The following is a 23,590-nucleotide window of genomic DNA, read 5'->3' on the forward strand; positions in this document are numbered from 1 at the left end:
CCGGTGCGGCTCCGACGTCCGATGTCGCCGCCGGTGCGGCTCCGACGTCCGATGTCGCCGCCGTCGCGGCTCCGACGTCGGGCGAACTGTTCTGCGAATCCGGTTCTATGTCAGCCATTTTCAGTATCAGCCTGCAATTCAGTCAGTTTCGTCGGGGAAGGCGTTGGCCACCTTCCCGCTGCGCAAGCTGCCGTCGAGGTAGGCGGCGCGGCAGGCGCGGCGGCCGATCTTGCCACTGGAGGTGCGCGGGATCGCACCGGCGGGGGTGAGCAGTACGTCGCGCACCGTGACACCGTGACGCACGGCGATCGCGGCGCGGATGGCGTCGATGATCGGTGTCAGCTCCATTTTGTGCGCACCTGGGGCGCGCTCGCCGACGATGACCAACTGCTCGGAGGTGTCGTCGGGGTCGCGCTTCAGGCCGGCGTGCGCGTTCTCGAACACCTCGTCGGGGAGTTGGTTGGCAGGCACCGAGAACGCCGCAACGAATCCGGTGCGCAACGCCTTCGTGGACTCCTGCGCCGAGTACTCGATGTCCTGCGGGTAGTGGTTACGGCCATCGATGATCACGAGATCCTTGACGCGGCCGGTGATGTAGAGCTCGCCGTCGTGGTAGGCGCCGTAGTCGCCGGTGCGTACCCAGGTGGCGTCGTCGGTCGCGCCCTCGGCGTGCGACGGGCTGGTGCGCGACTTCAGGATGTTTTGGAAAGTCGCGACGGTCTCTTCCTTCTTGCCCCAGTACCCGGTGCCCATGTTCTGGCCACTGATCCAGACCTCGCCGATCTGGCCGTCGGGCAGTTCGGTAGCGGTCTCGGCGTCGACAATGGTGGCCCATTCCGCGATGCCGACCTTGCCCGCGCCCGCCTGAGCCACCGCGCTTGGCGAATCCTCTGGCACCTCGACGAACGTGCCCGTGTTCATCGCTTCGCGGTCGACGTAGACGATCTTGGGGTGCTCGCCGATCGGCGTCGTCGACACGAACAGCGTCGCCTCGGCGAGGCCGTAGGAGGGCTTGATGGCCTGCGGCTGGAAACCGTACGGGCTGAAGGCCTCGTTGAACCGGCGCACGGTGGCCGCCGAAATCGGCTCGCTGCCGTTGAGGATGCACTTCACCACGCTGAGATCCAGCTCAGGGTCGCCCTCCTTGGGCAGTCCCCGTGCCGCGGCGTGGTCGAAGGCGAAGTTCGGCGCCACGGAGATCACGCCACCGGTGTCATCGGGCTGACGCGACATTGCCCGGATCCACCGGTGCGGTCGGCGGACGAACGCAGCCGGTGTCATGAACTCCACGTAGTGACCGATCATCGGCGAGATCATCGCGGTGATCAGACCCATGTCGTGGAAGAACGGCAGCCAGGACACCCCTCGGTCGCCCTCCTCACCCTCGAGCGCCTCGATCACCTGCACCACGTTGGTGGCGAGGTTCAGGTGGGTGATCTGCACGCCGGTGGGGATGCGCGTCGAGCCGGACGTGTACTGCAGATAGGCGATGGTGTCGTGTTCGACTTCGACCGGCTGCCACGTGGCACCGACATCATCGGGCACCGCGTCGACGGCGATCACGCGGGGGCGTTCCTTGGCGGGCCTGCTGCGGAAGAACTTGCGGACGCCCTCGGCCGACTCGGTCGTGGTGAGGATGGCTGACGGGTGGCAGTCGTCGATGACGGCGTGCAACCGGCCTACGTGGCCCGGCTCGCTCGGGTCGAACAGCGGCACCGCGATTCGGCCGGAGTAGAGAGTGCCGAAGAACGCGATGAGGTACTCGAGGTTCTGCGGGCAGAGGATCGCGACACGGTCACCGGGCTCGGTCACCTGCTGCAGCCGGGCACCGATCGCACGATTACGCCTGCCGAAGTCGGCCCAGTTCAAATCCCGCGCGACGCCGTCGCGCTCGGTGGAGAAGTCCAGGAACCGGTATGCGAGTTTGTCTCCACGCACCTTGGTCCATCGTTCGACGTGAAGAACCAGGCTGCCGCTGTCCGGAAACCTGATCTGTCCGTCCTTGACGAACGGGTTGTGGAACCCCATCGCACTCTCCTGTCAAAACACATTCACCGCGACGCAAGTCTCGCGAGCATCCGAGCCGCCGCGGGTGTCTTGCAGGACTCCGTTGTCCACGCGGACCCGAAGCCCCGCAAGATGGTACCGGGGCGTCGACACCCGCTGTAGGGCCACAAGTATGCGGTCGGCTAGCACGCTCTGCCACGCCCTGTGACCAGGTCTTTCCGCCCAGACTTCGATCATTGGTCTTAGTTATTTCTTAATGTTAGGCGAGGCACCTGTCGCTGGCCAAATCTGCCACGGTCACGTATCAGCCATGTTTTGGATGCGGAGCGGCATCGACGACCTTCTGTGCCCAATCCAGTGTCCACACAGTGGCCGGTTGACCGCCGAGATTCCAGAACTGCGTCGTGGCGTACATGGCGTGCACCGGCTGGCCCGCGCCGCCGCCGAGAATCTCCATCGTCCTTGGCAGGTTGCTGATCGAGAACGCCTCGTCCGGCGCCGAGCAGATCAGGTCACCCGTCGCGCAGATCTCATTGGTGCGGTCGTTGAGCACGCCGAAACCACCCGGGCGGGGGCCGGTCATCGTCAGGCCCATCTCACCGAGCATCGGCACCTCGTGCAAGGTGATCTCGGCACCCTGACCGGGCGGATTCGGTCCGATGTCCAGGCCGACGCCGGGCTGCCTGCGGCCGTCGGCGATCAACGTCACGCCGAGCACCAGGTCCGCGTCCACCGGCCCGCGACCGTTCCCGATGTCGCTGGCGATGTCGCCTGCGATCACCGCGCCCTGCGAGAAGCCCACGAGCACGTAACTGGTCAGCGGGCAGCGGTTGTTCATGTCGGTGATCGCCTTCAGCGCGTTCTGGGTGCCCTCGGCGCGGCTGTCGTTGTAGGACATCTGCTGGTCGGCCGACAACGGATTGTGGAACTGCGCCGTGTAGGGAACGGTGTAGATCTCCATCCGGTCGGTGCCGAACTGCTCCCGGATCGGGTTTGTCACATTCAGCAGCAACGCGATGGGGAACTGCGTCGGGTTGAACGGGTCGAGTTGCGGAGACGACTCCCATGTTCCCGGAATCGACATCAGCTGCACGTCCGGACAGCTGGCGTCCTGGAAATCGGGGCGGGGCTTTCCGGTCGGCGGCACAGCGCTCGGGGGCACCGCCGTCGGCGGGACGGCCGTGGTCGACTTGTCCGGCTGACGGATCATGACCCACACCACGAAGACCGTCAGCCCAACGACGAGCGCCACTGCCGCCGCTGCGATGAGCGCGAGAATTCGGTGGCGTTTCCGCCGGCTATTGGTGGCCAAAGTTGTTCCTGCTCCTCGCGTGCGCGGGTTCACCTTTTATCTAGCAGAGTCGTTTATCTAGCAGAGTCGTTCGGTAGCGATCCGAATGTAGTCGGCGGTCGCCGCGTCCACCTCGGACGCAGGCGGCGCAACCGCATTGAGTTGGGTGCTGTGCACATCGCCGCGCACCAACGGGGTCACGTAGTCGCGGACGGCCGCCTCGGATTGCTTGGCCGCGCGCGCCTGGCAAACATACGACCCGATGCTCAGCGCAAGCAGATCCGTCGACGGCCGAAGGCCGGCGGCCTTGAGCGCGTCCAGATAAGCCCGCTGCCGCGGGGTCACGGTGAGCGTGCCCGGCTCCGCACCCTCATCGGGAATCTGCGGGTCGGTGCCCTTGGCTTCCGCGCGGGACTGCACGGTCGACGGCGGCTGCACCGACATCGTCGGCAGCATGCCGTCGCCCGACGTGCAGCCCACGACAGGGGCGACCAGGGACGTAGCTACGGCTACGCCGACTGACCACCTCGGCCAACGCCGAACCGTGTGCTGCACCCTTCCAACGTACCGGCGCTACAGAGTCACTTGATCGTCGTGACGAGTTCGCCGGACATCGCGGACAGCTGCGGGCCCCACGTGCCCCAGTCGTGCTCGCCGCTCGGCGGGAAGTCGAAATGCCCGTTGTGGCCACCGACGCTGCGGTAGTGCTGATAGAACGTCCGGTTGCTGCCCTGGGCCTGATCGCAGTACCCGATCATGGCCGCTGGATCGGCGCATCCGAGGGTCGTCGGGCTGAACACCCATAACCGGGTGTTGTTGTCGGCCAGCAGCTGGATGTGCACATCGGGGTCGTGCCACTTCCATCGGCCCAATTGTGGCAAACCCCACATGTTGCGGATATCGACGCCGCCGTACTGGGCCAGACCCGCGGTGATGGCGCCGTTCATGAACGTGTTCGACGGCGTCAGGAAACCCGACAGCGAGCCGGCGTAGCGGTACCGGTCGGGGTGAAACGCCGCCAAAGTCATCGCAGCCGTGCCGCCCTGCGCGGCTCCGACGACGCCGTGTCCGTTCGGCGCAAGGCCCTTGTTGGCGGCCAGCCAGTCAGGCAGCTCGTCGGCGAGGAAGGTCTCCCACTGCTTACTGCCGTCCTGCTCCCAGTTGGTGTACATGCTCCAGGCGCCGCCAGCCGGGGCGGCCACCGAGATGCCCTTGCCTGCCAGCGTGTTGAACGCGCCCGCACCCACCCAATTGCTGACATCAGGGCCTGCGTTGAACGCGTCGAGCAGTACGACCGTGTGCGGGCCGCCGCCTTGGAAGGCGACGGGAATGTCGCGCCCCATGGCCGCCGACGGCACCATCAGCATCTCGACACCGTCGGCCCTGGCGATCGGCGCCACCGCGGACCACAGGCCCGCCGCCAGCGCCATCGACAAAACCGCTCGAATCATCCCGCGCATCTGCCAACCCTCACCTTCAGCTGTCCCCGCGCATGCAGTGAACCACATCACCACGCGGTGCGGAAACGACTGACGGCGGCAACCCCGAAGGATCACCGCCGCCAGACGAACACATCTGTTACACCGAGCCGCTTAGCCGCCTGTGCTGGCCGAAGCCGTTTCGGTGGTCGCCGCCGTCGCCGCTGCCTGCTCAGGTGTCGGATTGGACGGCTGCGGGGTCGCACCCAGCACGCGCTGGATGTCGGGCTTCATCTGCTGCAGCTGCGCGCCCCAGTACTCCCAGCTGTGAGTACCGGCGGACGGGAAGTTGAACACACCGTTCTTACCGCCCGCGGCGATGTACTGCTCCTGGAACGTCTTGTTCGTCCGCAGGGTGAAGCCCTCGAGGAACTTCGCGTTGAAGTTGTCGCCTGCGATCTCGCCGTTGACGTCGCCGGGCTTGCCGTTACCGCAGTACACCCAGACGCGGGTGCCGTTGGCCACCAGCGTGGCGATGTTGACCATCGGGTCGTTGCGCTTCCATGCCGGGTCACTCGAAGGACCCCACATGTCCTTCGACTTGTAGCCGCCCGCGTCACCCATCGACGTGTTGACCAGCATCGGCCACCAGCCTTCGGAGAGGTTGAGGAAGCCGGACAGCGAAGCCGCGTACTGGAACTGCTGCGGGTAATAGATCGACAGCGTCAGCGCGGCCGAACCGGCCATCGAAAGGCCGACCGCGGCGTTGCGGTTCGGGTTCACACCCTTGTTGGCCGCCAGGTAGGCAGGCAGCTCCTGGGTAATGAAGGTCTCCCACTTGTACGTGGAGCAACCCGCCTTGCCGCAGGCAGGCGCATACCAGTCGCTGTAGAAGCTGGACTGGCCGCCGACCGGCATGATCGTGGCGAGACCGGAGTCGACGTACCACTCGAACGCCGGGGTGTTGATGTCCCAGCCGTTGAAGTCGTCCTGTGCGCGCAGGCCGTCAAGCAGGTAGACGCCCGGCGCATTGGGGCCACCGTTTTGGAACTGAACCTTGATGTCGCGTCCCATTCCCGCGGACGGCACCATCAGGTACTCGACCGGTAGTCCCGCCCTAGAGAAAGCCCCCGCAGTCGCCGAGCCTCCGACGGCGCTGACCAGGCCGGGCAGCACGGCGGCTGCCAGAGCCGCGACCGTGAGCCGGCGCGCCCAGGCGCCGCGCTTCTTCCCAACGAACTTCATGCTTCTTCTATCCCATCTGTCGTATGCCGCACCCGAAATCCGAGACCCACTCGTGACGTGTGCCCGTGTAGTCAACCACACCTTGATGTGATATCTCTCTTCAGCTTCTGTCCTCCCTGGTCGCCGCCCTCAGCCGTTGAGGGTTGTGATCAGGTCTGGTTTGAGGGCCTGCAACTGCCCGGCCCAGTACGGCCAGGCGTGGTTGCCCGCCGCGGGGAACTGGAACGTCGCGTTGCTGCCACCTGCCCTTATGTAGGCGGATTGGAAGTCCTTGTTGCTCTTGAGGGCGATCCCCTCCAAGCCGTCGGCATTGAGCGCCTGGCTGGGATCTGCGCCTGCATCGAGTTCCGTGCCGCCGCCGGGCGCGCAGTAGATCCACAGCCGGGTGCCGTTGGCCACGATGCGGGAAACCTGCCGCAGCGGGTCATTACGCTTCCATGACGGATCCCACGGCGGGCCCCACATGTTGTCGACGTTGAAGCCGCCCGCGTCGAGCATCGCGACCCGAATCGCCTGCTGCATGAAGACGGCCGACGGGTTCAGGAAACCCGAAAGCGAGGCGGCGTAGCTGAACTGTGCGGGGTGGTAGGCCGACAGGATCAGCGCCGCGCCCCCCGACATCGACAACCCGACCACGCCGTTGCCCGTCGGGCTGACCGCCTTGTTGGTCGACAGCCACGCGGGCAGCTCCTGGGTCAGGAACGTCTCCCACTTATATGTATAGGTCTGGTTGTTGAAGCTCGACGGCGAATACCAGTCCGTATAGAAGCTGGACTGCCCGCCGACGGGCATCACGACCGAGATGCCCGAGCCGTTGAACCACTCGAATGCCGCGGTGTTGATGTCCCAGCCGCTGTAGTCGTCCTGGGCACGCAGACCGTCGAGAAGATAGACCGATTTCGACCCGCCGCCCGATGTCGGCGCCGTCGCGCCTCCGCCGGCCTGGAACTCCACGCGGACGCTGCGGCCCATCGCCGATGAGTACACGTCGAGATACTCCACCGGCAGCCCGGCACGGGAGAACGCCTGGGCAGCGGGTGGGCCGATCACAGCGGTCAGGCCCGAAAGCGTCAGCATCGCGGCAAGCGCGACAAGCATGCGGCGCATCTGGTGGTCTGACCGTCCGTTCATGGTTCATCGCCGGACATGTTTCGGCGGTTGTCGACTGGATATCGCCCCGACGAGGCGACGCGTTACCAAAGCAGAAGACGCAGCCGGGTGACAAATCGCCTAGGTCAGGGACCGGTTGCAGGCAGTCCGGTGTAGGCGGGGACCGACGGCGGCGGTATTTCAAGCCCGCACCGGATCAGGTCGTACATCGGCACCCGATCGATCCGGTAGGAGGTGAACTCATACGCGTGCAGCACGTTCGACAGGAACCGCCGCGGACCAAGCGGCGCACGGATCGACGTCAGCATCGATTCGGTGGCCGGGCAGTCCAGTGCCGCCTCGGCTTGGGCGATCCAATCGCGGTCGAGATACGGCGGAATGTAGGGCGGGGTCTTCAGGAACGGCCCCTCCGCGACAGCCCAATCGGGGAAGAGGTTCTTGTCGTGGCCGATGCGGCCGTCCTGCAGGCGCGCGGTGTGGGCGGCCAACGGGTTGGCGAGGCCGATCTGATCGATCACCCGAACGTCGAGGCCGACGTTCATGCCGAGCATCCCGAGGTTGGTGAAGAACACGGTGTGCGGCCCGACGTAGGCCTTCCGCTGATCCGCGGGCATGTCGGGCGGCGGGGGTATCGCGGGCACGACATCCCACTGGTCGTAGTTGCCCGACGGCAGCAGCAGCGCCCCATCGGGGGTGTTCTCGAGCGCGGCCACCACGGCGCGCATCCGCGGGTAGTCCAGATAGTCCGCTGCGGTCAGTGGGTGCGCGTGGCCGGTGGCCTGCGAGTAGAACCGTCGTTCGTCGACGATGCCGGTATACGTCACGCGGGTGGCGTCCGAACCCATCCCCGGCGAATTGGCCGCCCACAACGACCAGCCGACCACGGCGAGCCACAACACCGAGGTGACGCCCGCGAGCTGGTATCCGACACCCCGGCTGAACTTCTCGCCGTCCGGTAGCAACACCGGAATCACCGCTACGGGTGCGAGCAGGCAGAACATCGGCGTCAGCAGGACCCTGCCGTGCATGAAGTCGCCGCCCTGCCGAATCCAGTAGACGGCCTGCAGCAGACCGCTGAAGACGATGAACATCACCACGGCGGGCGGGCTCTGCACCATGCGCGCCAGCCTGCTGTAGCCGTACGGCGCCGCCCGCCGGATCCACCATGCGCGACTGCGGGTGATCATCAGGATCAGCGCCAGCAGCGCGAGTAGCAGCGCGGGCACCCACAGCAGGTAGGGCTCGTCGAAGTTGGTGAGGTACACCCAGCCCTGCGTCCACTTGTCGCCCGAGGCGTCTTTCGCCAAAGCCGTTTGGGGAAAGAGCAATCCGTAGTACCCCATCCGGAAGATCTGATAGGCGACCGGAAGCAGTCCGCCCGCGGCGACGATCACCATCCGGCGACGCCATCCGCGCGCGGCGACCAGCATCATGACAAGGGCCAGCCCGCCGATGAGGGCGAGTTCGGGGCGAACCAGGACTGACAGGCCGGCCAGGAATGCCACCGCGGCGTCGAAGAGCCAGCTGGCCGCATTGCGCTGCGAAGGGTCCTGGTGGCCGCGCAATGCTTGCGACCAACAGACCATCAGCCACCACAGCAGGCCGAGATAGGCCAGCACCAAACCGTTTTCGAGGCCCGACGTGGCGAAGTCGCGGGCCGGCGGCACCGCGATGTAAACCAGCACGCCCGCGGGCAGCAGCAGCGCCCGACGACCCAGCAGGCTGGGCGCGTACAGCCGCCCGGTGCCGAGCATGAGGAAGATGACGCCTGCGACGCTGAGCACCAGCGCCAGCCACAGCGTCACGTATTCGAGCTGTGTCGGGCCGCCGATCACAGCGCCCAGGTAGTTCAGGTATGTCCACAACGTTGATGTGTTCGATTCGACCCGCTCGCCCTGATTGAAAACGGGCCCGTTGCCCGCCAACAGGTTTCGCACGGTGCGCAATACGATCAGGCCGTCGTCGGCGATCCAGCGCCGCTGCCACGCCCCGTAGCTGAACAGCGCGGCGGTGACGAGCACGCTCAGCCACAGGCTGACGCGTGTGGTGATGTCGTAGGGAAACGCAGGCCCGCGCTTAGCCCAAGAGAACAGCGGCACCGATGGTTCCGATCCACGCGACCGCCAGAAGCTGAAGTACCCGGTCCTTCAACGCGATGTCCTCCGGTTCGCCGGCCAACCCGCTGTCGACGTCGACGGCATAGCGAAGGATCGCGATCGTGAAAGGGATCATGGTGACCGCATACCAGGATGCGTTGGCGCCGTCACGCTCGAAGGCCCACAGGCCGTAGCAGACCACCATCGCGGTGGCCGACAGCGTCCAGACGAACCGAAGGTAGGTCGACGTATAGCTCTCCAGCGACTTGCGGATCTTCGCCCCGGTCTTCTCCGAGAGCTGCAGTTCGGCGTAGCGCTTACCCGCCACCATGAACAGCGATCCGAAGGTCATCACCAACAGGAACCATTGCGACAGCGGGATGTTCGCTGCGACACCACCTGCGATCGCCCTGATCAGATAGGCCGAGGACACGATGCAGATATCGAGCACTGCTTGATGCTTGAGGCCGAAACAGTAGGCCAGCTGCATGGCGATGTAGACGCCGATCACGCCTGCCAGGTTCGGCGTCGCGAGGAAAAACGAAACGGCCAGCGAGGCCGTCGCAAGCACCGCGGCCGTGCAGTAGGCCAGCCACGCCGGGACGACGCCCGCCGCGATGGGCCGGAACCGTTTGGTCGGATGGGCGCGGTCCGCCTCGACGTCGCGGGCGTCGTTGACCAGGTAGATCGACGACGCGGCAAGCGAGAACGCCACGAACGCGATGGATACCTTGGCCGCGACCTCGCGCCAGTCGTAGTTCACGTCGCTTCCGAGTGCGGCTACGGGCGCGATGAGCACAAGTAGGTTCTTCACCCACTGGCGTGGTCTGGCCGCCTTGATCAGGCCGGTGACGACATTGCTCGGGGGACCCTTCACCGGTGCCGGTTCATCGCTGCGCTCCGCCGCGCTGCCTGCACTGCTTTCACGTGAGATGCTCATCAGTCTCCTTCGGCCCGGTCCGCCGCAACCGCTACCGTCTTCGCTACGACTGCGCCGACCGCGACGCCGGTAATCACATCACTGGGGTAGTGCACGCCGAGAACCAGCCGGGACAACGCCATTGGCGGTACCAGCAACAGGGGCAGCGGCAATCCCGTTACCCGGGCCATCAGTATCGAGGCCGCGGCCGTCGAGGTGGCGTGCGCGGACGGAAAGCTGAGCCTGCTCGGGGTGCCGACGTTGACGACGATGCTCGGATGATGCGGGCGCTCCCGTCGCACCACTCGCTTGATGACAACAGCGGTGGCGTGCGCGGCGAACGCCCCGAACCCAACGGCCAGCCACTCCCGTCGCTTCCGTGGCGCAAGCAGCGCGCCGAGCGCCGAGACGGCAAGCCAGCCGATGCTGTGCTCGCCGAAGTGCGAGAGGGCACGCGCGCCCACGAGCACGCCCGGCCGATCTGCGAGTGCCGACTGAACGGCCACCAACGCGGCGTCCTCGCCGCGCGGGCTATCAGCCATCGGCGGGTGCTTCCAGGAAGACGGCCTCCCACTGCTGGACACCGGACAGCGTCGGGAGCGCGTCGCGATACGCCTTGCGCATGTCGTCGAACCGACGAAGCAGCTTGCGCTGGCGCAGAAGTGACGCCCGCAGCAACGCGAACATTTTGGCTCGATCGCGCTGGCGGTACACCACGCCACGGCTGTCGGCGGTGGTGACCGTCACCCCGTCCACGGTGCACAGCAGAAACCAACGCGAGTCCTGGGTCGGCACGTTCAACTGCGGCCGCTCGTGGTGCGCGGAATCCGCCTTGGTGAAGTTGTGCAGAATCCCGCGGATGAGCCGAATCGCTTTGCCTGGCGGGGTTTTCGGCTCCCCGACGCGGCCCACCAACCCCGAAGGAGGTGCCAACTGGGTGGCCGAAGGCAGGATCACCGCGTCCGGGTATTCCCGGCGAAGCCGGTGTACCTCGGGAAGGGCCGACTCCAGGATGGAGAAGATGTGCTCAGGTCCGGCGAGGAAGTCGTCCATCGCCTTGTTCTGGATGGCCACCGTCGAATACTCAAGGCACAAGAGGTGTTTCAGCGTGGCCTTCAGGTGGCTGCGAACCAGGCCCCGCACGTCGCCGTCCCAGTGCAGCGCCGCGACCACCAACCGGTTGCGTAGGTGAAAATAGGCCTGCCAGTCGATGGCGTCGTCCTTGTCACTCCAGGCCATGTGCCAGATCGCGGTGCCAGGCATGGTGACGGTGGGGTAGCCGTGCTCGGCGGCGCGCAGCCCGTAATCGGCGTCGTCCCACTTGATGAAAAGCGGCAATGGCTGACCCAGCTCGTCGGCGACCGCACGCGGGATCATGCACATCCACCAACCGTTGTAGTCGACGTCGATGCGGCGGTGCAGCAGCTTGGAGTCGGAGTACCGGTCATTCAACGGGTATCGCGCGAAATCGTGGTCGTACTTGGTATGTGGCGCGTTGGTCCACATGAAGTCGCCGCGGCCGACCACCTCGCCCATCACGTGCAGATGTGCCGGGTCCTGAAGGTTGAGCATCTGGCCGCCGACGAGCATCGGCGTCTTGGCGAACCTGTTCATCGCCAACGCCCGCAGGATCGAATCCGGCTCGACGCGGATGTCGTCGTCCATGAACAGGATCTGCTGACAGTCGGTGTTCTTCAGCGCCTCGTACATGACCCGGCTGTAGCCGCCCGAACCACCGAGATTGGGTTGGTTGTGGATCGACAGCCGATTTCCCAACGGCGCGGCGGCCTCGGTGAACTCCGGGTGGTCGCGCAGCTTGTCGCGACCCTGGTCAGGCACGATGACAGCGCCGATCACCTTGTCCACCAACGGGTCTGACGTCAACGCACGCAGGGTGTTGACACAGTCGTCTGGCCGGTTGAACGTCGGCATGCCGACCGCGATGTTCGCCGTGCCCGGGGCGGGCTGCGGTGCGTACCAGCCCGCGTCATGCAGGGTGACCGGGCTGTCGCTGGTGATGTCGAACCAGATCCAGCCGCCGTCTTCGAACGGCTCGAGGCCGATTTCGAATTCGACCCCCGCAGGCTCTCCCCCGTCATGGTGAAACGGTCTGCCCTCCACGAAGATCCGAGCGCCGGTGGCTTTGCTTCGGTACACGTCGACGCGACCAGTCCCGGTCACCTCCGCGCGCAACACCACCGACTGCAGGATGGACCAGCGCCGCCAGTAGCTCGCCGGGAACGCGTTGAAGTAGGTGGAGAACGACACCTCCGATTCGGCACCGATCTGCAGCGTTGTCCTGGTGGCGGAGTGCGCGCGGCGGGCGTTGGTGTTCGACTCTTCGATGTAGAGCTTGCGGACGTCGAGCGGTTCGCCGGGGCGCGGCAGGATGATGCGGGAAAGCAGGCTGACCGCGCTCGTGCCTGTCATTCCGGATCGCTTTCGTGCAGGGGCGCACCGTCGCGCAGGTGCGGAGCGAGGACGTTGTCGTACATGTTCAGCGCGCTGGCGATCGCCATGTGCATGTCGAGGTACTGGTAGGTGCCCAGCCGGCCGCCGAACAACACTCCGGCACCGGTGGTTTCGGCCTTGGCCCTGGCGCGGTAGGCGGTCAGCAGCGCGCGATCGCTTTCGGTGTTGATCGGGTAGTAGGGCTCGTCTTCGTCGTCGGCGAATCTCGAGTACTCCCGCATGATCACGGTCTTGTCGGTCGGGTAGTCCCGTTCCGGGTGGAAATGCCGGAACTCGTGGATGCGGGTGTAGGCCACGTCCAGGTCGTTGTAGTTCATCACCGGGGTGCCCTGGAAGTCGCCGGTTGGCAGCACTTCGAGTTCGAAATCCAGTGTGCGCCAGCCGAGTCGACCCTCGGCATAGTCGAAGTAGCGGTCCAGCGGACCGGTGTAGACGACCGGGGCGTCCGGGCTTTCAGCACGCAGCGCGTCACGCACGTCGAACCAGTCGGTGTCCAGCCGCACCTCGATGCGGTCGTCGGCGGCCATGTTCTTCAGCCACGCGGTGTAGCCGTCGACCGGCAGGCCCTCGTAGGTGTCGTTGAAGTAGCGGTTGTTGAAGTTGTAGCGCACCGGCAGCCGGGCGATATTGGCGGCGGGCAGCTCCTTGGGATCGGTCTGCCACTGCTTGGCCGTATAACCCTTGACGAACGCCTCATACAGTGGGCGGCCGATCAGCGAGATGGCCTTCTCCTCGAGGTTCTGCGCTTCGGCGGTGTCGATCTCGGCGGACTGCTCCTTGATCAGCTGCCTGGCCTCGTCCGGCGTGAAGTACTTGCCGAAGAACTGCGCCACCAGGCCAAGGCCCATCGGGAATTGGTAGGCCTGCCCGTTGTGCATGGCGAAGACCCGGTGCTGGTAGTCGGTGAAGTCAGTGAACTGCCGCACGTAGTCCCACACCTTTTTGTTGGAGGTGTGAAATAGGTGCGCACCGTAGCGGTGCACCTCGATACCGGTCTGCGGCTCCGGTTCGGAATAGGCGTTGCCGCCGATATGTGGGCGCCGGTCCAGCACCAGGACGCGCTTGTCCAGCTGGGTCGCCACACGTTCGGCAATCGTCAGACCGAAGAAACCGGAACCGACGACAAAGAGGTCAAAACGAGCGGTCATCGGCAGCCAGGGTATCGGACCGGGCTGCCCCAGCCCGAATCCAACAGCGGCTCAAGGTCTCCATTCGCTCACAATTGCGTCTCGTCACTTTAGTCACAGCAGTCACATCCGTACCATCGTTCACGTACCACCCAGTGCTACGTAGTCCACATATTGAGGAGACTTCCCGTGCCTAACCGACGTCGACGCAGGCTCTCGACAGCCACGAGTGCGGTCGCCGCCCTGGCCGTCGTGAGTCCATTCGCCATTTCCGCCATTTCCGAGATGACCGAGCCCGCGCCACAACCCCGTGAGTTCCGCTCTGCCGCCATGGTCACCGACTTGCCCAACGAGCTTATGTCGGCGCTGTCCCAAGGTCTGTCGCAGTTCGGTATCAACTTGCCTTCCATGCCCACCGGTCTGGCAGGCGCAGACGCGGCGATGCCGACGACCTTGACCGCCCCCGGCTCCCTCGCGTCGCCGGGTCTGACGTCGCCTGCCCTCACGCCCGGCCTCACCAGCCCGGCGCTGACCCCGGGGCTGACCACGCCTGCGCTCGGCACCGACCCGGCGGCGGCACTGGCCGACCCGGCATTGACCAACCCCGCGTTGACCAACCCGGCGCTTCCGACTCCGGGAGGTCCCGCGGGCATGCCTGGGCTGGCGGCCGATGCGGCGACAGCGGCCAACCCGGCCCTCAATCCCGCGCTGACCAGCCCGACCGGGGCGCTGCCCGGCGGTCTGACGACGCCTCCGGTCACCGGTCTCGACTCGGCGCTGGCCACGACGCCGATCAGCAACGCCGCGGGCCTGCCCGCGCCGGGCGAGGTGCCGATCTCCGCGCCGATCGGGCTCGATCCCGCTGCGGGTACCTACCCGATCCTCGGCGGCGACCCCGGGCTCGGCTTGGGCGCCATGCCCGCGGCGAGCACCGGCGGCGGCGGCATCTTCGGCGAACTCAGCAACGCGGCACAGCAATTGGGTGCCGGCCAGGCGATCGACCTTCTCAAGGGGGTGGTGATGCCGATGATCACCTCGGCGATGAAGCCCGCCGCGGCGGCAGCCCCGGTCCCCGCACCGGCACCCGCCGGATAGTCCTGTCCCCAAACGGCGCCGCAGAGCCAAGTGGCGGGTTCTGCGGCGCCGTTGCAGGACGTACACACACAGCAGGACTTAGACACAAATAAGTAAGCACGCAGTTCGACTAAGTAAGCACGCAGTTCGACCGTGTCGAAACACTGGTAACAACTGACTCATACGTAACATCGGTCCGTGCGGTCCCGTCGCCACCACCCGATGCTGTTCACCGCGATCGCGGGCACAGTGGTGATCCTTCCGTGGGCGCTTCCTAGCACACCGTTCGATGAGGACCGGCGGCCGCTGGCCGAGCAGACCCAGCTGGCTCAGCAGCCGTTGACCGGCCTCGGCGGCGGCGAGACCGTCCGCGAAGTCCACCAGGACACGCCGTTCTCCCTCGTCGCACTGACCGCGGCCGACCTCAGCGGTACCTCGGCACGGATACGGGCGAAGAAGTCCGACGGCTCATGGGGCCCGTGGTACGAGGCGGAGAACCTCGACGGCGTCGGCGACGGGTCCACCGCGCCACGCGGCACAGAGCCCGTCTTCGTCGGGCTCACCACCACGGTGCAGATCTCGGTCACCCGACCCGGCGGCGCGACGGCGTCGACCCCGCAGAAGCAGGTGGAGACCGAACCGGCCAAGCCGGACCTGGGCTATATCCCCGCCAACACCAATCAGCCGTTCGGGCAGAACGTGAACGCCGTACTGATCAGCCCGCCGCAGACCCCGATGGGTGACCTGCCGCTGCCCAACGCGGTGACGCCGCCGGGCCAGCCGCCCACCATCATCACCCGCGCGCAGTGGGGTGCCGACGAGTCGATGAAGTGCCCGAACACGGTGTACGACAACGGTGTACGCGCGGGCATCGTCCATCACACCGCGGGAAGCAACGACTACGGACCGCAGGACTCCGCGGCGATCGTCCGGTCCATCTACGCGTACCACACCCGAACATTGGGCTGGTGCGACATCGCCTACAACGCGTTGGTCGACAAGTACGGACAGGTATTCGAGGGCCGCGCAGGCGGCATGGACAAACCGGTAGAGGGCGCCCACACCGGTGGCTTCAACAAGAACACCTGGGCGGTGGCGATGCTCGGCAATTTCGACGTCGTGCCGCCGACACCGATCCAGATACGCACCGTCGGACGACTGCTCGGCTGGCGGTTGGGGATCGATCACGTCGATCCGAGGGGCACGGTCGTACTCACCTCCGAGGGCGGCTCGTTCACCCACTTCCCACGCGGTGCCACCCCGACCCTGCCGTCGATCTTCACCCACCGCGACGTCGGCAACACCGACTGTCCAGGCAACGCCGCATACGCGGTGATGGACCAGATCCGCGACATCGCGGCGCGTTTCAACGAACCCCTGCCGCCCCCGAGCCTCACCGACCAGCTTCGCGGTGGGGCGATCCTGGCCAAGTGGGAGTCGATGGGCAAGGAGAACAGCCCGCTCGGCGCACCCCGATCACCAGAGGCGGCCGGTGAGGGCAGCGCCCGCTACGTCACGTTCGACAAGGGCGCGGTCTACTGGTCGCCGCAGAGCGGAGCAGAACCCCTCACCGGAGCGATCTACGAGGCGTGGGCGTCACTCGGGTACGAACGCGGCGCGCTCGGCCTGCCCACCAGCGGTGAAATTGCCGAACCGCAGTGGATCGTGCAGAACTTCCAGCACGGCACCTTGAACTTCGATCGCGAAAACGGCACCGTGACAAGGGTTATCGACGGTGTGCCCGAAGAGCTGCCGCCGCCGTCGGTCGACGGGCCGCCCGTGCAGCTCGAGCGGATCAAACCGATCGATCCGAGCTAAGGGCTAAAGCCACCAGCGTTCCAGCACGCGGGCAATACCGTCGTCGGTGTTGGACGCCGTGACCTCGTCGGCGGCGTCAACCGCCTCGGGGTGGGCATTGCCCATCGCCACACCGAGACCTGCCCAGCGCAGCAGTGGGATGTCGTTGGGCATGTCGCCGAACGCCACCACGTCCTGCGCGGTGATCTCGTATGGCCGGGCCACCTCTTCGACACCGGTGGCCTTGCTGATGCCAAGCGGCACCACCTCGATGAGGCCGTTGTTCGTCGAGTAGGTGATATCCCCCTGCAGCCCAACATGTTTGACGAGCTCGGCAGCCATGTCGGAGCTAAGCGCGCCGGCCTTGCGGATCAGCAGCTTGACCGCAGGCGCAGCGAGCAGGTCTTCCACAGACACCTCGGTGTTGTCCGGGTTGAGCCAGGCGTGTTCGTAGCCGGGCGAGCTGACGAACTGCGGGGTGGCCGCGTCGTGCGCGCTGCTGCCCACCCGCTCCACCGCGAGGCCCGCGCCGGGGATGACGCGGGTGGCGATCTCGGCGAGCTCAGCCAGCTGGTCGGCCGACAGAGTTCGCGCGGACAGGATCCGGTCGGTGGCCGGGTCGTAGATCACCGCGCCGTTCGCACACACCGCCATCGGTGCGAAACCCAGCGCATCGACCACAGGATGCACCCACCGCGGCGGACGGCCGGTCGCCAACACGAACTGCGTGCCCGCATCCACCGCGGCGCGCACGGCGCTGCGGGTACGCGGGCTGATCTTCTCGTCGTCGCCGATCAGCGTGCCGTCCACATCGCTGGCGATCAGCGCGGGCAGGGTCACTTACTCTGTCGCTCTGCTTGTTTACGGGCGCGCTCAGCCAGCTCGATCTCATCGAGCAATTTCGCCTCGGCCATCGTCGGCGCCGAACCACCCAGCCGCCGAGGTACCCAGTACACCCCTTCGGGATGCTCGTAGGTCTGCTGAACGCCGTGCAAAACGGTGGTCATCGCGTCCCGCATCGCCGCGTCGGTCTGTTGGACGGTTTCTGCGGGCGGCACGGGTTCGCCGACCTTGACGATCATCGGGATCTTCGCGCGGCCGAGCTTGCGTGGATGGTCCTTGGTCCAGCGCCGGTGGGCACCCCAGACGATCAGCGGGATGATCGGCACCTGCGCCTCGACCGCCATGCGCGCCGCACCCGACTTGAACTCCTTGAGCTCGAAGCTGCGGCTGATGGTGGCCTCCGGATACACGGCGACGAGTTCGCCCGCACGCAACCGCTCCACCGCCACACCGTATGCGCCCGCACCCGCCGTCCTGTCTACCGGGATCGTCCCCGTGTGTTTGATCAGAAAGTTGACGATCTTCACTTCCGTCATCTCCTGTTTGATCATGAATCGCAGCCGCCGACCCCTCTTGTATGCCGCCAGCGCGGCTGGCATCCAGTCGATGTAGCTGGTGTGGTTGATCGCGATGACGGCGCCGCCGCGGTCCGGGATGTTCTCCAGACCGAGATAGGTGATGCGACTTCCGGAGACGGCCACACCGGTCGAGCAGGCGATCTCCAACGTGCGGAAAACCGGTTCCATCGGCACTACTCCGAGCTTCCCGCTTGCCCTCGCTCTTCGCGGCGCGCGGTCTTTTCAGCGGCCTCGTCGGCATCCATCTGGTTCGCCTCGGCCAGCGTCGGCGCTCCGCCACCGAGCCGGTGGGGCACCCAGAACGCGCCGGGCGGGTACGGCCCGTAGTCGTCCTGCACCTGTTCCAGCAGGTGTTGCATGCGCGTATGCAGAAGGGCGGTCAGCTCGGTCGCGGGCAGGGTCGGCGGGATCGGTTCCCCGACGGCCACCGAGATCGGAACTTTGGGCCGCCACATGTTCTTCGGATGCCCCTTGGTCCAGATCCGCTGTGCGCCCCAGACGATGTGCGGCACGATCGGCACATCGGCGGCGATCGCCATCCTGGCCGCGCCGGACTTGAACTGCTTGATCTCGAAGCTGCGGCTGATGGTGGCCTCCGGGTACACGCCGACCAGCTCGCCTTCCTTGAGCTTCAGGCAGGCCTGCGAGAACGATTCCGCGCCGCTGTCGCGATCCACCTCGATGTGCCGCAGGCTGCGCATGATCGGGCCGGTGATCTTGTGGTCGAAGACCTCTTTCTTGGCCATGAACCGCACCTTGCGTCCGCGCTTCTGCTTGTAGGCAGGCAGCCCGGCGAAGGTGAAGTCGAAGTAGCTGGTGTGGTTGATCGCCACGACGGCGCCGCCGGTCAGCGGCAGGTTCTCCACCCCCGTGATCTTGAACGTCAACCCCTGCAGCCGCCAGGCCAGGCGGGCGAGTTGGATGACGGTGCCGTAGACGGGTTCCACACCTGGCAGCCTAGCGTCGTGACGTTCCCGGCGAACCAGTGCCGACCTGGCCGTTGCGACGCTAGCGCTGTCGTGGAACGCGGCGACGTCTCGTCCCACTAGAATCGGCCTGAACGACATATCCCAGAGAAAGGCCATTGGTGCAGGTCACGAGCGTCGGGCACGCCGGTTTCCGGATCGACACGCAGGCCGGGAGCATTCTGTGCGATCCATGGGTGAACCCGGCGTACTTCGCGTCGTGGTTCCCGTTCCCCGACAACAGCGGGCTGGACTGGGATGCCCTCGGCGACTGTGACTACCTCTACGTGTCGCACCTGCACAAGGACCATTTCGATCCGGAGAACCTGCGTGCGCACGTCAGCAAGGACGCGGTCGTGCTGCTGCCCGACTTCCCGGTGCCCGATCTGCGTCGCGAGCTGGAAAAGCTTGGCTTTCACCGCTTCTTCGAGACCACCGATTCCATCAAGCACACGGTCAGCGGGCCGAAGGGCGATCTCGACGTGATGATCATCGCGCTGCGCGCGCCCGCCGATGGGCCGATCGGCGACTCCGGTCTTGTTGTCGACGACGGAGAAACGGTGGCGTTCAACATGAACGACGCGCGGCCCGTCGACCTCGACGTGGTGCATGCGGATTTCGGCCAGGTGGACGTGCACATGCTGCAGTACTCGGGTGCGATCTGGTATCCGATGGTCTACGACATGCCTGGGCGAGCCAAGGAAGCGTTCGGCACGCAGAAGCGGCAGCGGCAGATGGACCGCTCTCGCCAGTACATCGCTCAGGTCGGCGCCACCTGGGTGATCCCGTCGGCCGGCCCGCCGTGCTTTCTGGACCCGGAACTGCGCGACCTCAACGACGACCACGACGACCCGGCCAACATCTTCCCCGACCAGATCGTGTTCCTCGACCAGATGCGACGCCACGGGCATGACGGTGGACTGCTGCTGATTCCCGGCTCGACCGCCGATTTCACTGGCTCACAGTGCAACTCGGTGACACATCCGCTGCCCGATGACGAGGTCGAGGCGATCTTCACCACCGGCAAGGCGGACTACATCGCCGATTACGCCGACCGAATGGCGCCCGTGCTGGCGGCCGAGAAGGCCCGCTGGGCACCCGCAGAGGGTGAGTCTCTGCTCGAGCCGTTGCGTGCGAGGTTCGAGCCGATCATGAGCCAGAGCGACCAGATCTGCGACGGCATCGGCTATCCGGTCGAGCTACGCCTCGGCGCAGAGACCATAGTCTTGGATTTCCCGAAACGCGCTGTGCGCGAACCGATTCAGGACGAGAAGTTCCGCTACGGTTTCGCCATCGCACCGGAGCTGGTGCGAACGGTGCTGCGCGACAACGAACCCGACTGGGTCAACACGATCTTCTTGTCCACCCGCTTCGCAGCGTGGCGGGTCGGCGGCTACAACGAGTATCTGTACACGTTCTTCAAGTGCCTGACCGACGAACGCATCGCCTATGCGGACGGCTGGTTCGCCGAGGCGCACGACGACTCGTCCTCGATCGAGCTGGACGGTTACCGGATACAGCGCCGCTGCCCGCACCTCAAGGCCGACCTGTCCAAGTTCGGCGTGGTGGAAGGGTCGGCGCTGACGTGCAATCTGCATGGCTGGCAATGGAATCTGGACACCGGCCGATGCCTGACGTCCAAGGGCCACGAGTTGCGCAGCGAGCGGCTGTGAGCGCCGCGCCGCGGCAGTACTACGACGACGGTCTGGTCCAACTCGACCGGCAGGCGCTCACGCTGCGGCGGTATCACTTTCCGTCGGGTACATCGAAGATCATTCCGCTGCGAGCGATCCGCGGCTACAAGGCCGAACCGCTCGGCATGCTCACTCAGCGGTTCCGCATCTGGGGCAGCTCGGATCTGCGCCGCTGGCTGCCGCTGGACGTGTGGCGCCCAATCAAGTCGACGTTGGTGACGCTCGACGTGGAAGGCGCGCGACCGAAGCCGGCGTTCACCCCGCAGCGGCCCAAGGAGTTCCTCGCCATGCTCGACGAACTACTCGCATCCGGCTAGCGTCCTGCGCCCACCGGTCGGCCGTCTTCGCCCGCACCGGCCACGCGTAAGAAGGTCCCAAGCAGCGGCCGATAAATTGCCCGGGAGACGAGGCCGGGCAGGTCGGCCCGCCGCTCCTCCCGCGCCACCCGCGCGCGCGGGTGCGGGCTCACCACGCGCACCCGCCGCGGCCATCCCGGGTCCGTCTCGTGCACGTCTAGCCGGGACAGGTGCTTGACGCTCATGAACCCGTACTGCGCCGGGCTGACCAGCCGCAGCGGGCCGCCGTGCTCGGGCTGCAGCGGCCTGCCGTCGAGTTCGTCGGCGAGCAGCACGTCCTCGGCCAGTAGGTCTTCCAGATAGATGGTCGCCCGCCACCCGTCGAGGCCCAGTGCCGTGACGTACGCCGGGGTGGCCCCGGGTGCCAAGTGGGGCGCGATCAGCGCGTTGTACGCCTCGGCGAAGCGGAAGCCGCCCCACTGCAGGCCGGTGGCCGACCAGCCGGCGACGCAGTGAAAGTCCGCCGACACCTGGTGGCGGGGCAGGCCGGCGAGGTCGGCCTGGCCGAGTACTGCCGGTTCGGGGACGAGCGGGCCGCCGAGGCGTACGACGGGGTTCGCGGGCAGCGGGGGCGGTGGTTGCCGCAGATGGGCGCCGAAACGTGGGAACCTGGCGACCTCGACCTGGCCCGGAGGCAGCGGGTGAGACATCGATCCTCCATATATACGGTGGCGTATGGATACGGTAGCGTATGGTTCGTGCCAGCACCAGTGCAGACCTCCCACGACGCCTGGGTCGACGCCGGCCTGAGCGCACTGGCCGTTGGCGGTCCTGAACACGTGCGGGTCGAGTCGGTCGCAGCGGCGCTCGGCGTCACCAAGGGCGGCTTCTACCACCACTTCGCCGACCGCCGCGCGCTGCTGGCCGCGATGCTGGCGCGGTGGGAGTCGCAGCTGGTGGACCGCGCGATCGAGGTCGTCGAGGACCGCGGCGGCGACGCCCGCGACCGGCTGCGAACCCTCTTCGGGTACGCCGGCTCCTCGCCGCACCTGCTCGCCGTCGAGCTCGCGGTCCGCGACTGGGCGCGACGCGAGCCGCAGGTCGCGGCCCGGCTGGCCCGGGTGGACGAGCGGCGGATGGACTTCCTACGCGTGCTGTTCGTGGAGGTGTGCAAGGACGCCGCCGACCCGGTGGCGGACGCAGAGGCTCGCTGCCTGCTGACGATGGCGCTGTTCGTCGGGCAGCCGTTCCTCGCGGTCACCCACGGCGACCGTGGGCGCGAGGAGGTGCTCCACGACGCCGTGTCGCTGTTGCTGGGCTCCGACCAGATCTTGGAATCCGGCTAACGAGGCTCGAGCACTTCGACGCCGACGTAGGGCACCAGCGCGGCGGGCACCCGCACACTGCCGTCGGGCAGCTGGTGGTTCTCCAGGATCGCCACCAACCAGCGGGTGGTCGCCAACGTTCCGTTCAACGTCGCGGCGGTCTGCGGCTTGCCGTTCTCGTCGCGGTAGCGGGTCGCGAGCCGACGGGCCTGGAACGTCGTGCAGTTCGATGTCGACGTCAGCTCACGGTAGGTCTGCTGGGTCGGTATCCACGCCTCGCAGTCATATTTGCGCGCGGCGGATGCCCCCAAGTCGCCTGCGGCGATGTCGATCACGCGGTAGGGCACTTCGATGTTCGCGAGCATCTGGCGTTCCCAGCCCAGCAGGCGGCCATGTTCGGCCGCCGCATCCTCGGGCTTGCAGTAGACGAAGCCCTCGACCTTGTCGAACTGGTGCACACGGATGATCCCGCGGGTGTCCTTGCCGTGGCTGCCTGCTTCGCGCCGGAAGCACGACGACCAGCCGGCATAACGCAGCGGGCCCGCCGAGAGGTCCAGGATCTCGTCGGAGTGATAGCCGGCCAGCGGTACCTCAGAGGTGCCGACGAGGTAGAGGTCGTCGGCCTCGAGCCGGTACACCTCCTCGCTGTGCGCGCCGAGGAAGCCGGTGCCCTCCATGATCTCCGGCCGCACCAGCACCGGCGGGATGACGAGGGTGAAGCCGTTGTCGGCGGCAAGCCGAACCGCGAGCTGCATGAGGCCGAGCTGCAGAAGCGCGCCGTAGCCGGTCAGGAAGTAGAACCGCGCCCCAGAAACCTTCGCGCCGCGCTCCAGGTCGAACAGTCCGAGCGATTCGCCCAGTGCCACATGGTCTTTCGGATCGACGATGGCAGGGGGTTCGCCGACGGTGTCGAGCACGACGAAGTCGTCTTCGCCACCGGACGGGACGCCGTCGATGATCACATTCGATATCGCCATGTGCGCCGCACTCAATGCCTTCTCGGCGTCCGACTGCTCGGCTTCGGCGGCCTTGACCTTCTCGGCGAGTTCCTTCGCCTGTGCCAGCACCGCAGGCCGGTCCTCCTTGGAAGCGGAGCCCACCTTCCTACTTGCCGCCTTCTGGTCGGCACGCAGATTGTCGGCGGCCGACACCGCGGCTCGACGGGTGGTGTCGGCCTGCAACAGGGCGTCGACGAGGCCGGGATCCTCACCACGGGCGCGCTGTGACGCACGCACCGCATCCGGGTTTTCGCGCAGCAGTTTGAGGTCGATCACGGCGGCAACCCTACCGCCGCGGGCACAGCCCCATAACGTTACATCTGCCTCACTTGTCA

Annotated in this window: 21 protein-coding genes; 5 read left to right on the forward strand and 16 right to left on the reverse strand. The window is 66.4% G+C overall.

Translation table 11 applies throughout. From position 1 onward, the window contains the following. Window positions 1-138: 138 nt before the first annotated feature. The 11 genes from fadD32 to glf form a co-directional block, all read right to left on the reverse strand. Window positions 139-2,028: a long-chain-fatty-acid--AMP ligase FadD32 gene (gene fadD32, locus D6M19_RS08755; protein ID WP_123024822.1), complete on the reverse strand. Its 1,890-nt coding sequence runs from the start codon at window positions 2,026-2,028 to the stop codon at window positions 139-141. Window positions 2,029-2,311: 283 nt separating this feature from the next. After that, window positions 2,312-3,319 carry a carboxylesterase Culp6 gene (gene culp6, locus D6M19_RS08760; RefSeq protein WP_123024823.1) on the reverse strand — a complete coding sequence of 336 codons (1,008 nt, stop codon included), beginning with the start codon at window positions 3,317-3,319 and terminating at the stop codon, window positions 2,312-2,314. A gap of 57 nt (window positions 3,320-3,376) precedes the next feature. Next, entirely contained in the window at window positions 3,377-3,853 is a 477-nt protein-coding gene (locus D6M19_RS08765; protein WP_123024824.1) for a DUF732 domain-containing protein, read from the reverse strand. A gap of 26 nt (window positions 3,854-3,879) precedes the next feature. Further along, window positions 3,880-4,758, reverse strand: coding sequence for an alpha/beta hydrolase-fold protein (locus tag D6M19_RS08770; RefSeq protein ID WP_123024825.1), 879 nt, complete (start codon window positions 4,756-4,758; stop codon window positions 3,880-3,882). A gap of 132 nt (window positions 4,759-4,890) precedes the next feature. Continuing rightward, window positions 4,891-5,961, reverse strand: coding sequence for an esterase family protein (locus D6M19_RS08775; RefSeq protein ID WP_123024826.1), 1,071 nt, complete (start codon window positions 5,959-5,961; stop codon window positions 4,891-4,893). A 129-nt stretch (window positions 5,962-6,090) separates the two neighbouring features. Further along, window positions 6,091-7,092, reverse strand: a complete 1,002-nt coding sequence (locus D6M19_RS08780) for an alpha/beta hydrolase (RefSeq protein ID WP_123024827.1) — start codon at window positions 7,090-7,092, stop codon at window positions 6,091-6,093. 104 nt (window positions 7,093-7,196) lie between these two features. Beyond that, window positions 7,197-9,170, reverse strand: coding sequence for a terminal beta-(1->2)-arabinofuranosyltransferase (gene zomB, locus D6M19_RS08785; RefSeq protein WP_234834780.1), 1,974 nt, complete (start codon window positions 9,168-9,170; stop codon window positions 7,197-7,199). Continuing rightward, a complete protein-coding gene (locus D6M19_RS08790) occupies window positions 9,148-10,107 on the reverse strand; it encodes a decaprenyl-phosphate phosphoribosyltransferase (RefSeq protein WP_123024828.1) in 960 nt (319 codons plus the stop codon). Before D6M19_RS08790 ends, zomB begins: the two co-directional genes overlap by 23 nt. Then, a complete protein-coding gene (locus D6M19_RS08795) occupies window positions 10,107-10,628 on the reverse strand; it encodes a phosphatase PAP2 family protein (protein ID WP_123024829.1) in 522 nt (173 codons plus the stop codon). Before D6M19_RS08795 ends, D6M19_RS08790 begins: the two co-directional genes overlap by 1 nt. Further along, window positions 10,621-12,516, reverse strand: coding sequence for a glycosyltransferase (locus tag D6M19_RS08800; protein WP_123024830.1), 1,896 nt, complete (start codon window positions 12,514-12,516; stop codon window positions 10,621-10,623). The genes D6M19_RS08795 and D6M19_RS08800 overlap by 8 nt, the downstream gene beginning before the upstream one ends. Further along, window positions 12,513-13,706, reverse strand: a complete 1,194-nt coding sequence (glf, locus tag D6M19_RS08805) for a UDP-galactopyranose mutase (RefSeq protein ID WP_123024831.1) — start codon at window positions 13,704-13,706, stop codon at window positions 12,513-12,515. The genes D6M19_RS08800 and glf overlap by 4 nt, the downstream gene beginning before the upstream one ends. A 168-nt stretch (window positions 13,707-13,874) precedes the next feature. Between glf and D6M19_RS08810 the strand changes: the two genes are divergently transcribed. Continuing rightward, window positions 13,875-14,780 (forward strand): hypothetical protein, encoded by a 906-nt coding sequence (locus D6M19_RS08810; RefSeq protein ID WP_123024832.1) that lies wholly within the window; start codon window positions 13,875-13,877, stop codon window positions 14,778-14,780. 177 nt (window positions 14,781-14,957) lie between these two features. Beyond that, a complete protein-coding gene (locus tag D6M19_RS08815; protein ID WP_123024833.1) occupies window positions 14,958-16,577 on the forward strand; it encodes an N-acetylmuramoyl-L-alanine amidase in 1,620 nt (539 codons plus the stop codon). Between the two features lie 3 nt (window positions 16,578-16,580). Here the strand turns inward: D6M19_RS08815 and D6M19_RS08820 are convergent, their stop codons facing one another. The 3 genes from D6M19_RS08820 to D6M19_RS08830 are packed head-to-tail and all read right to left on the reverse strand — an operon-like array spanning window position 16,581 to window position 18,924. Continuing rightward, window positions 16,581-17,396, reverse strand: coding sequence for an HAD family hydrolase (locus tag D6M19_RS08820; protein ID WP_123024834.1), 816 nt, complete (start codon window positions 17,394-17,396; stop codon window positions 16,581-16,583). Beyond that, window positions 17,393-18,145: a lysophospholipid acyltransferase family protein gene (locus D6M19_RS08825; protein ID WP_123025026.1), complete on the reverse strand. Its 753-nt coding sequence runs from the start codon at window positions 18,143-18,145 to the stop codon at window positions 17,393-17,395. The genes D6M19_RS08820 and D6M19_RS08825 overlap by 4 nt, the downstream gene beginning before the upstream one ends. 5 nt (window positions 18,146-18,150) lie before the next feature. Next, a complete protein-coding gene (locus D6M19_RS08830) occupies window positions 18,151-18,924 on the reverse strand; it encodes a lysophospholipid acyltransferase family protein (protein ID WP_123024835.1) in 774 nt (257 codons plus the stop codon). Window positions 18,925-19,064: 140 nt separating this feature from the next. Here D6M19_RS08830 and D6M19_RS08835 point away from each other — a divergent pair, with 140 nt between their 5' ends. Continuing rightward, the gene (locus D6M19_RS08835; protein ID WP_123024836.1) at window positions 19,065-20,615 is read left to right on the forward strand and encodes an MBL fold metallo-hydrolase; all 1,551 of its coding nucleotides are present in this window, start codon (window positions 19,065-19,067) and stop codon (window positions 20,613-20,615) included. Next, window positions 20,612-20,953 carry a hypothetical protein gene (locus tag D6M19_RS08840; protein ID WP_234834781.1) on the forward strand — a complete coding sequence of 114 codons (342 nt, stop codon included), beginning with the start codon at window positions 20,612-20,614 and terminating at the stop codon, window positions 20,951-20,953. The genes D6M19_RS08835 and D6M19_RS08840 overlap by 4 nt, the downstream gene beginning before the upstream one ends. Here the strand turns inward: D6M19_RS08840 and D6M19_RS08845 are convergent. Beyond that, window positions 20,950-21,642 (reverse strand): molybdopterin-dependent oxidoreductase, encoded by a 693-nt coding sequence (locus D6M19_RS08845; protein ID WP_123024838.1) that lies wholly within the window; start codon window positions 21,640-21,642, stop codon window positions 20,950-20,952. The genes D6M19_RS08840 and D6M19_RS08845 overlap by 4 nt on opposite strands. A gap of 48 nt (window positions 21,643-21,690) precedes the next feature. Between D6M19_RS08845 and D6M19_RS08850 the strand changes: the two genes are divergently transcribed. Further along, window positions 21,691-22,278, forward strand: a complete 588-nt coding sequence (locus tag D6M19_RS08850) for a TetR/AcrR family transcriptional regulator (RefSeq protein WP_234834782.1) — start codon at window positions 21,691-21,693, stop codon at window positions 22,276-22,278. Here the strand turns inward: D6M19_RS08850 and serS are convergent. Next, window positions 22,275-23,531 carry a serine--tRNA ligase gene (serS, locus tag D6M19_RS08855; protein WP_123024840.1) on the reverse strand — a complete coding sequence of 419 codons (1,257 nt, stop codon included), beginning with the start codon at window positions 23,529-23,531 and terminating at the stop codon, window positions 22,275-22,277. The two genes, D6M19_RS08850 and serS, sit on opposite strands and share 4 nt — an antisense overlap. Window positions 23,532-23,590 lie beyond the last annotated feature (59 nt).

Source organism: Mycolicibacterium stellerae (assembly GCF_003719305.1).
GTDB lineage: Bacteria > Actinomycetota > Actinomycetes > Mycobacteriales > Mycobacteriaceae > Mycobacterium > Mycobacterium stellerae.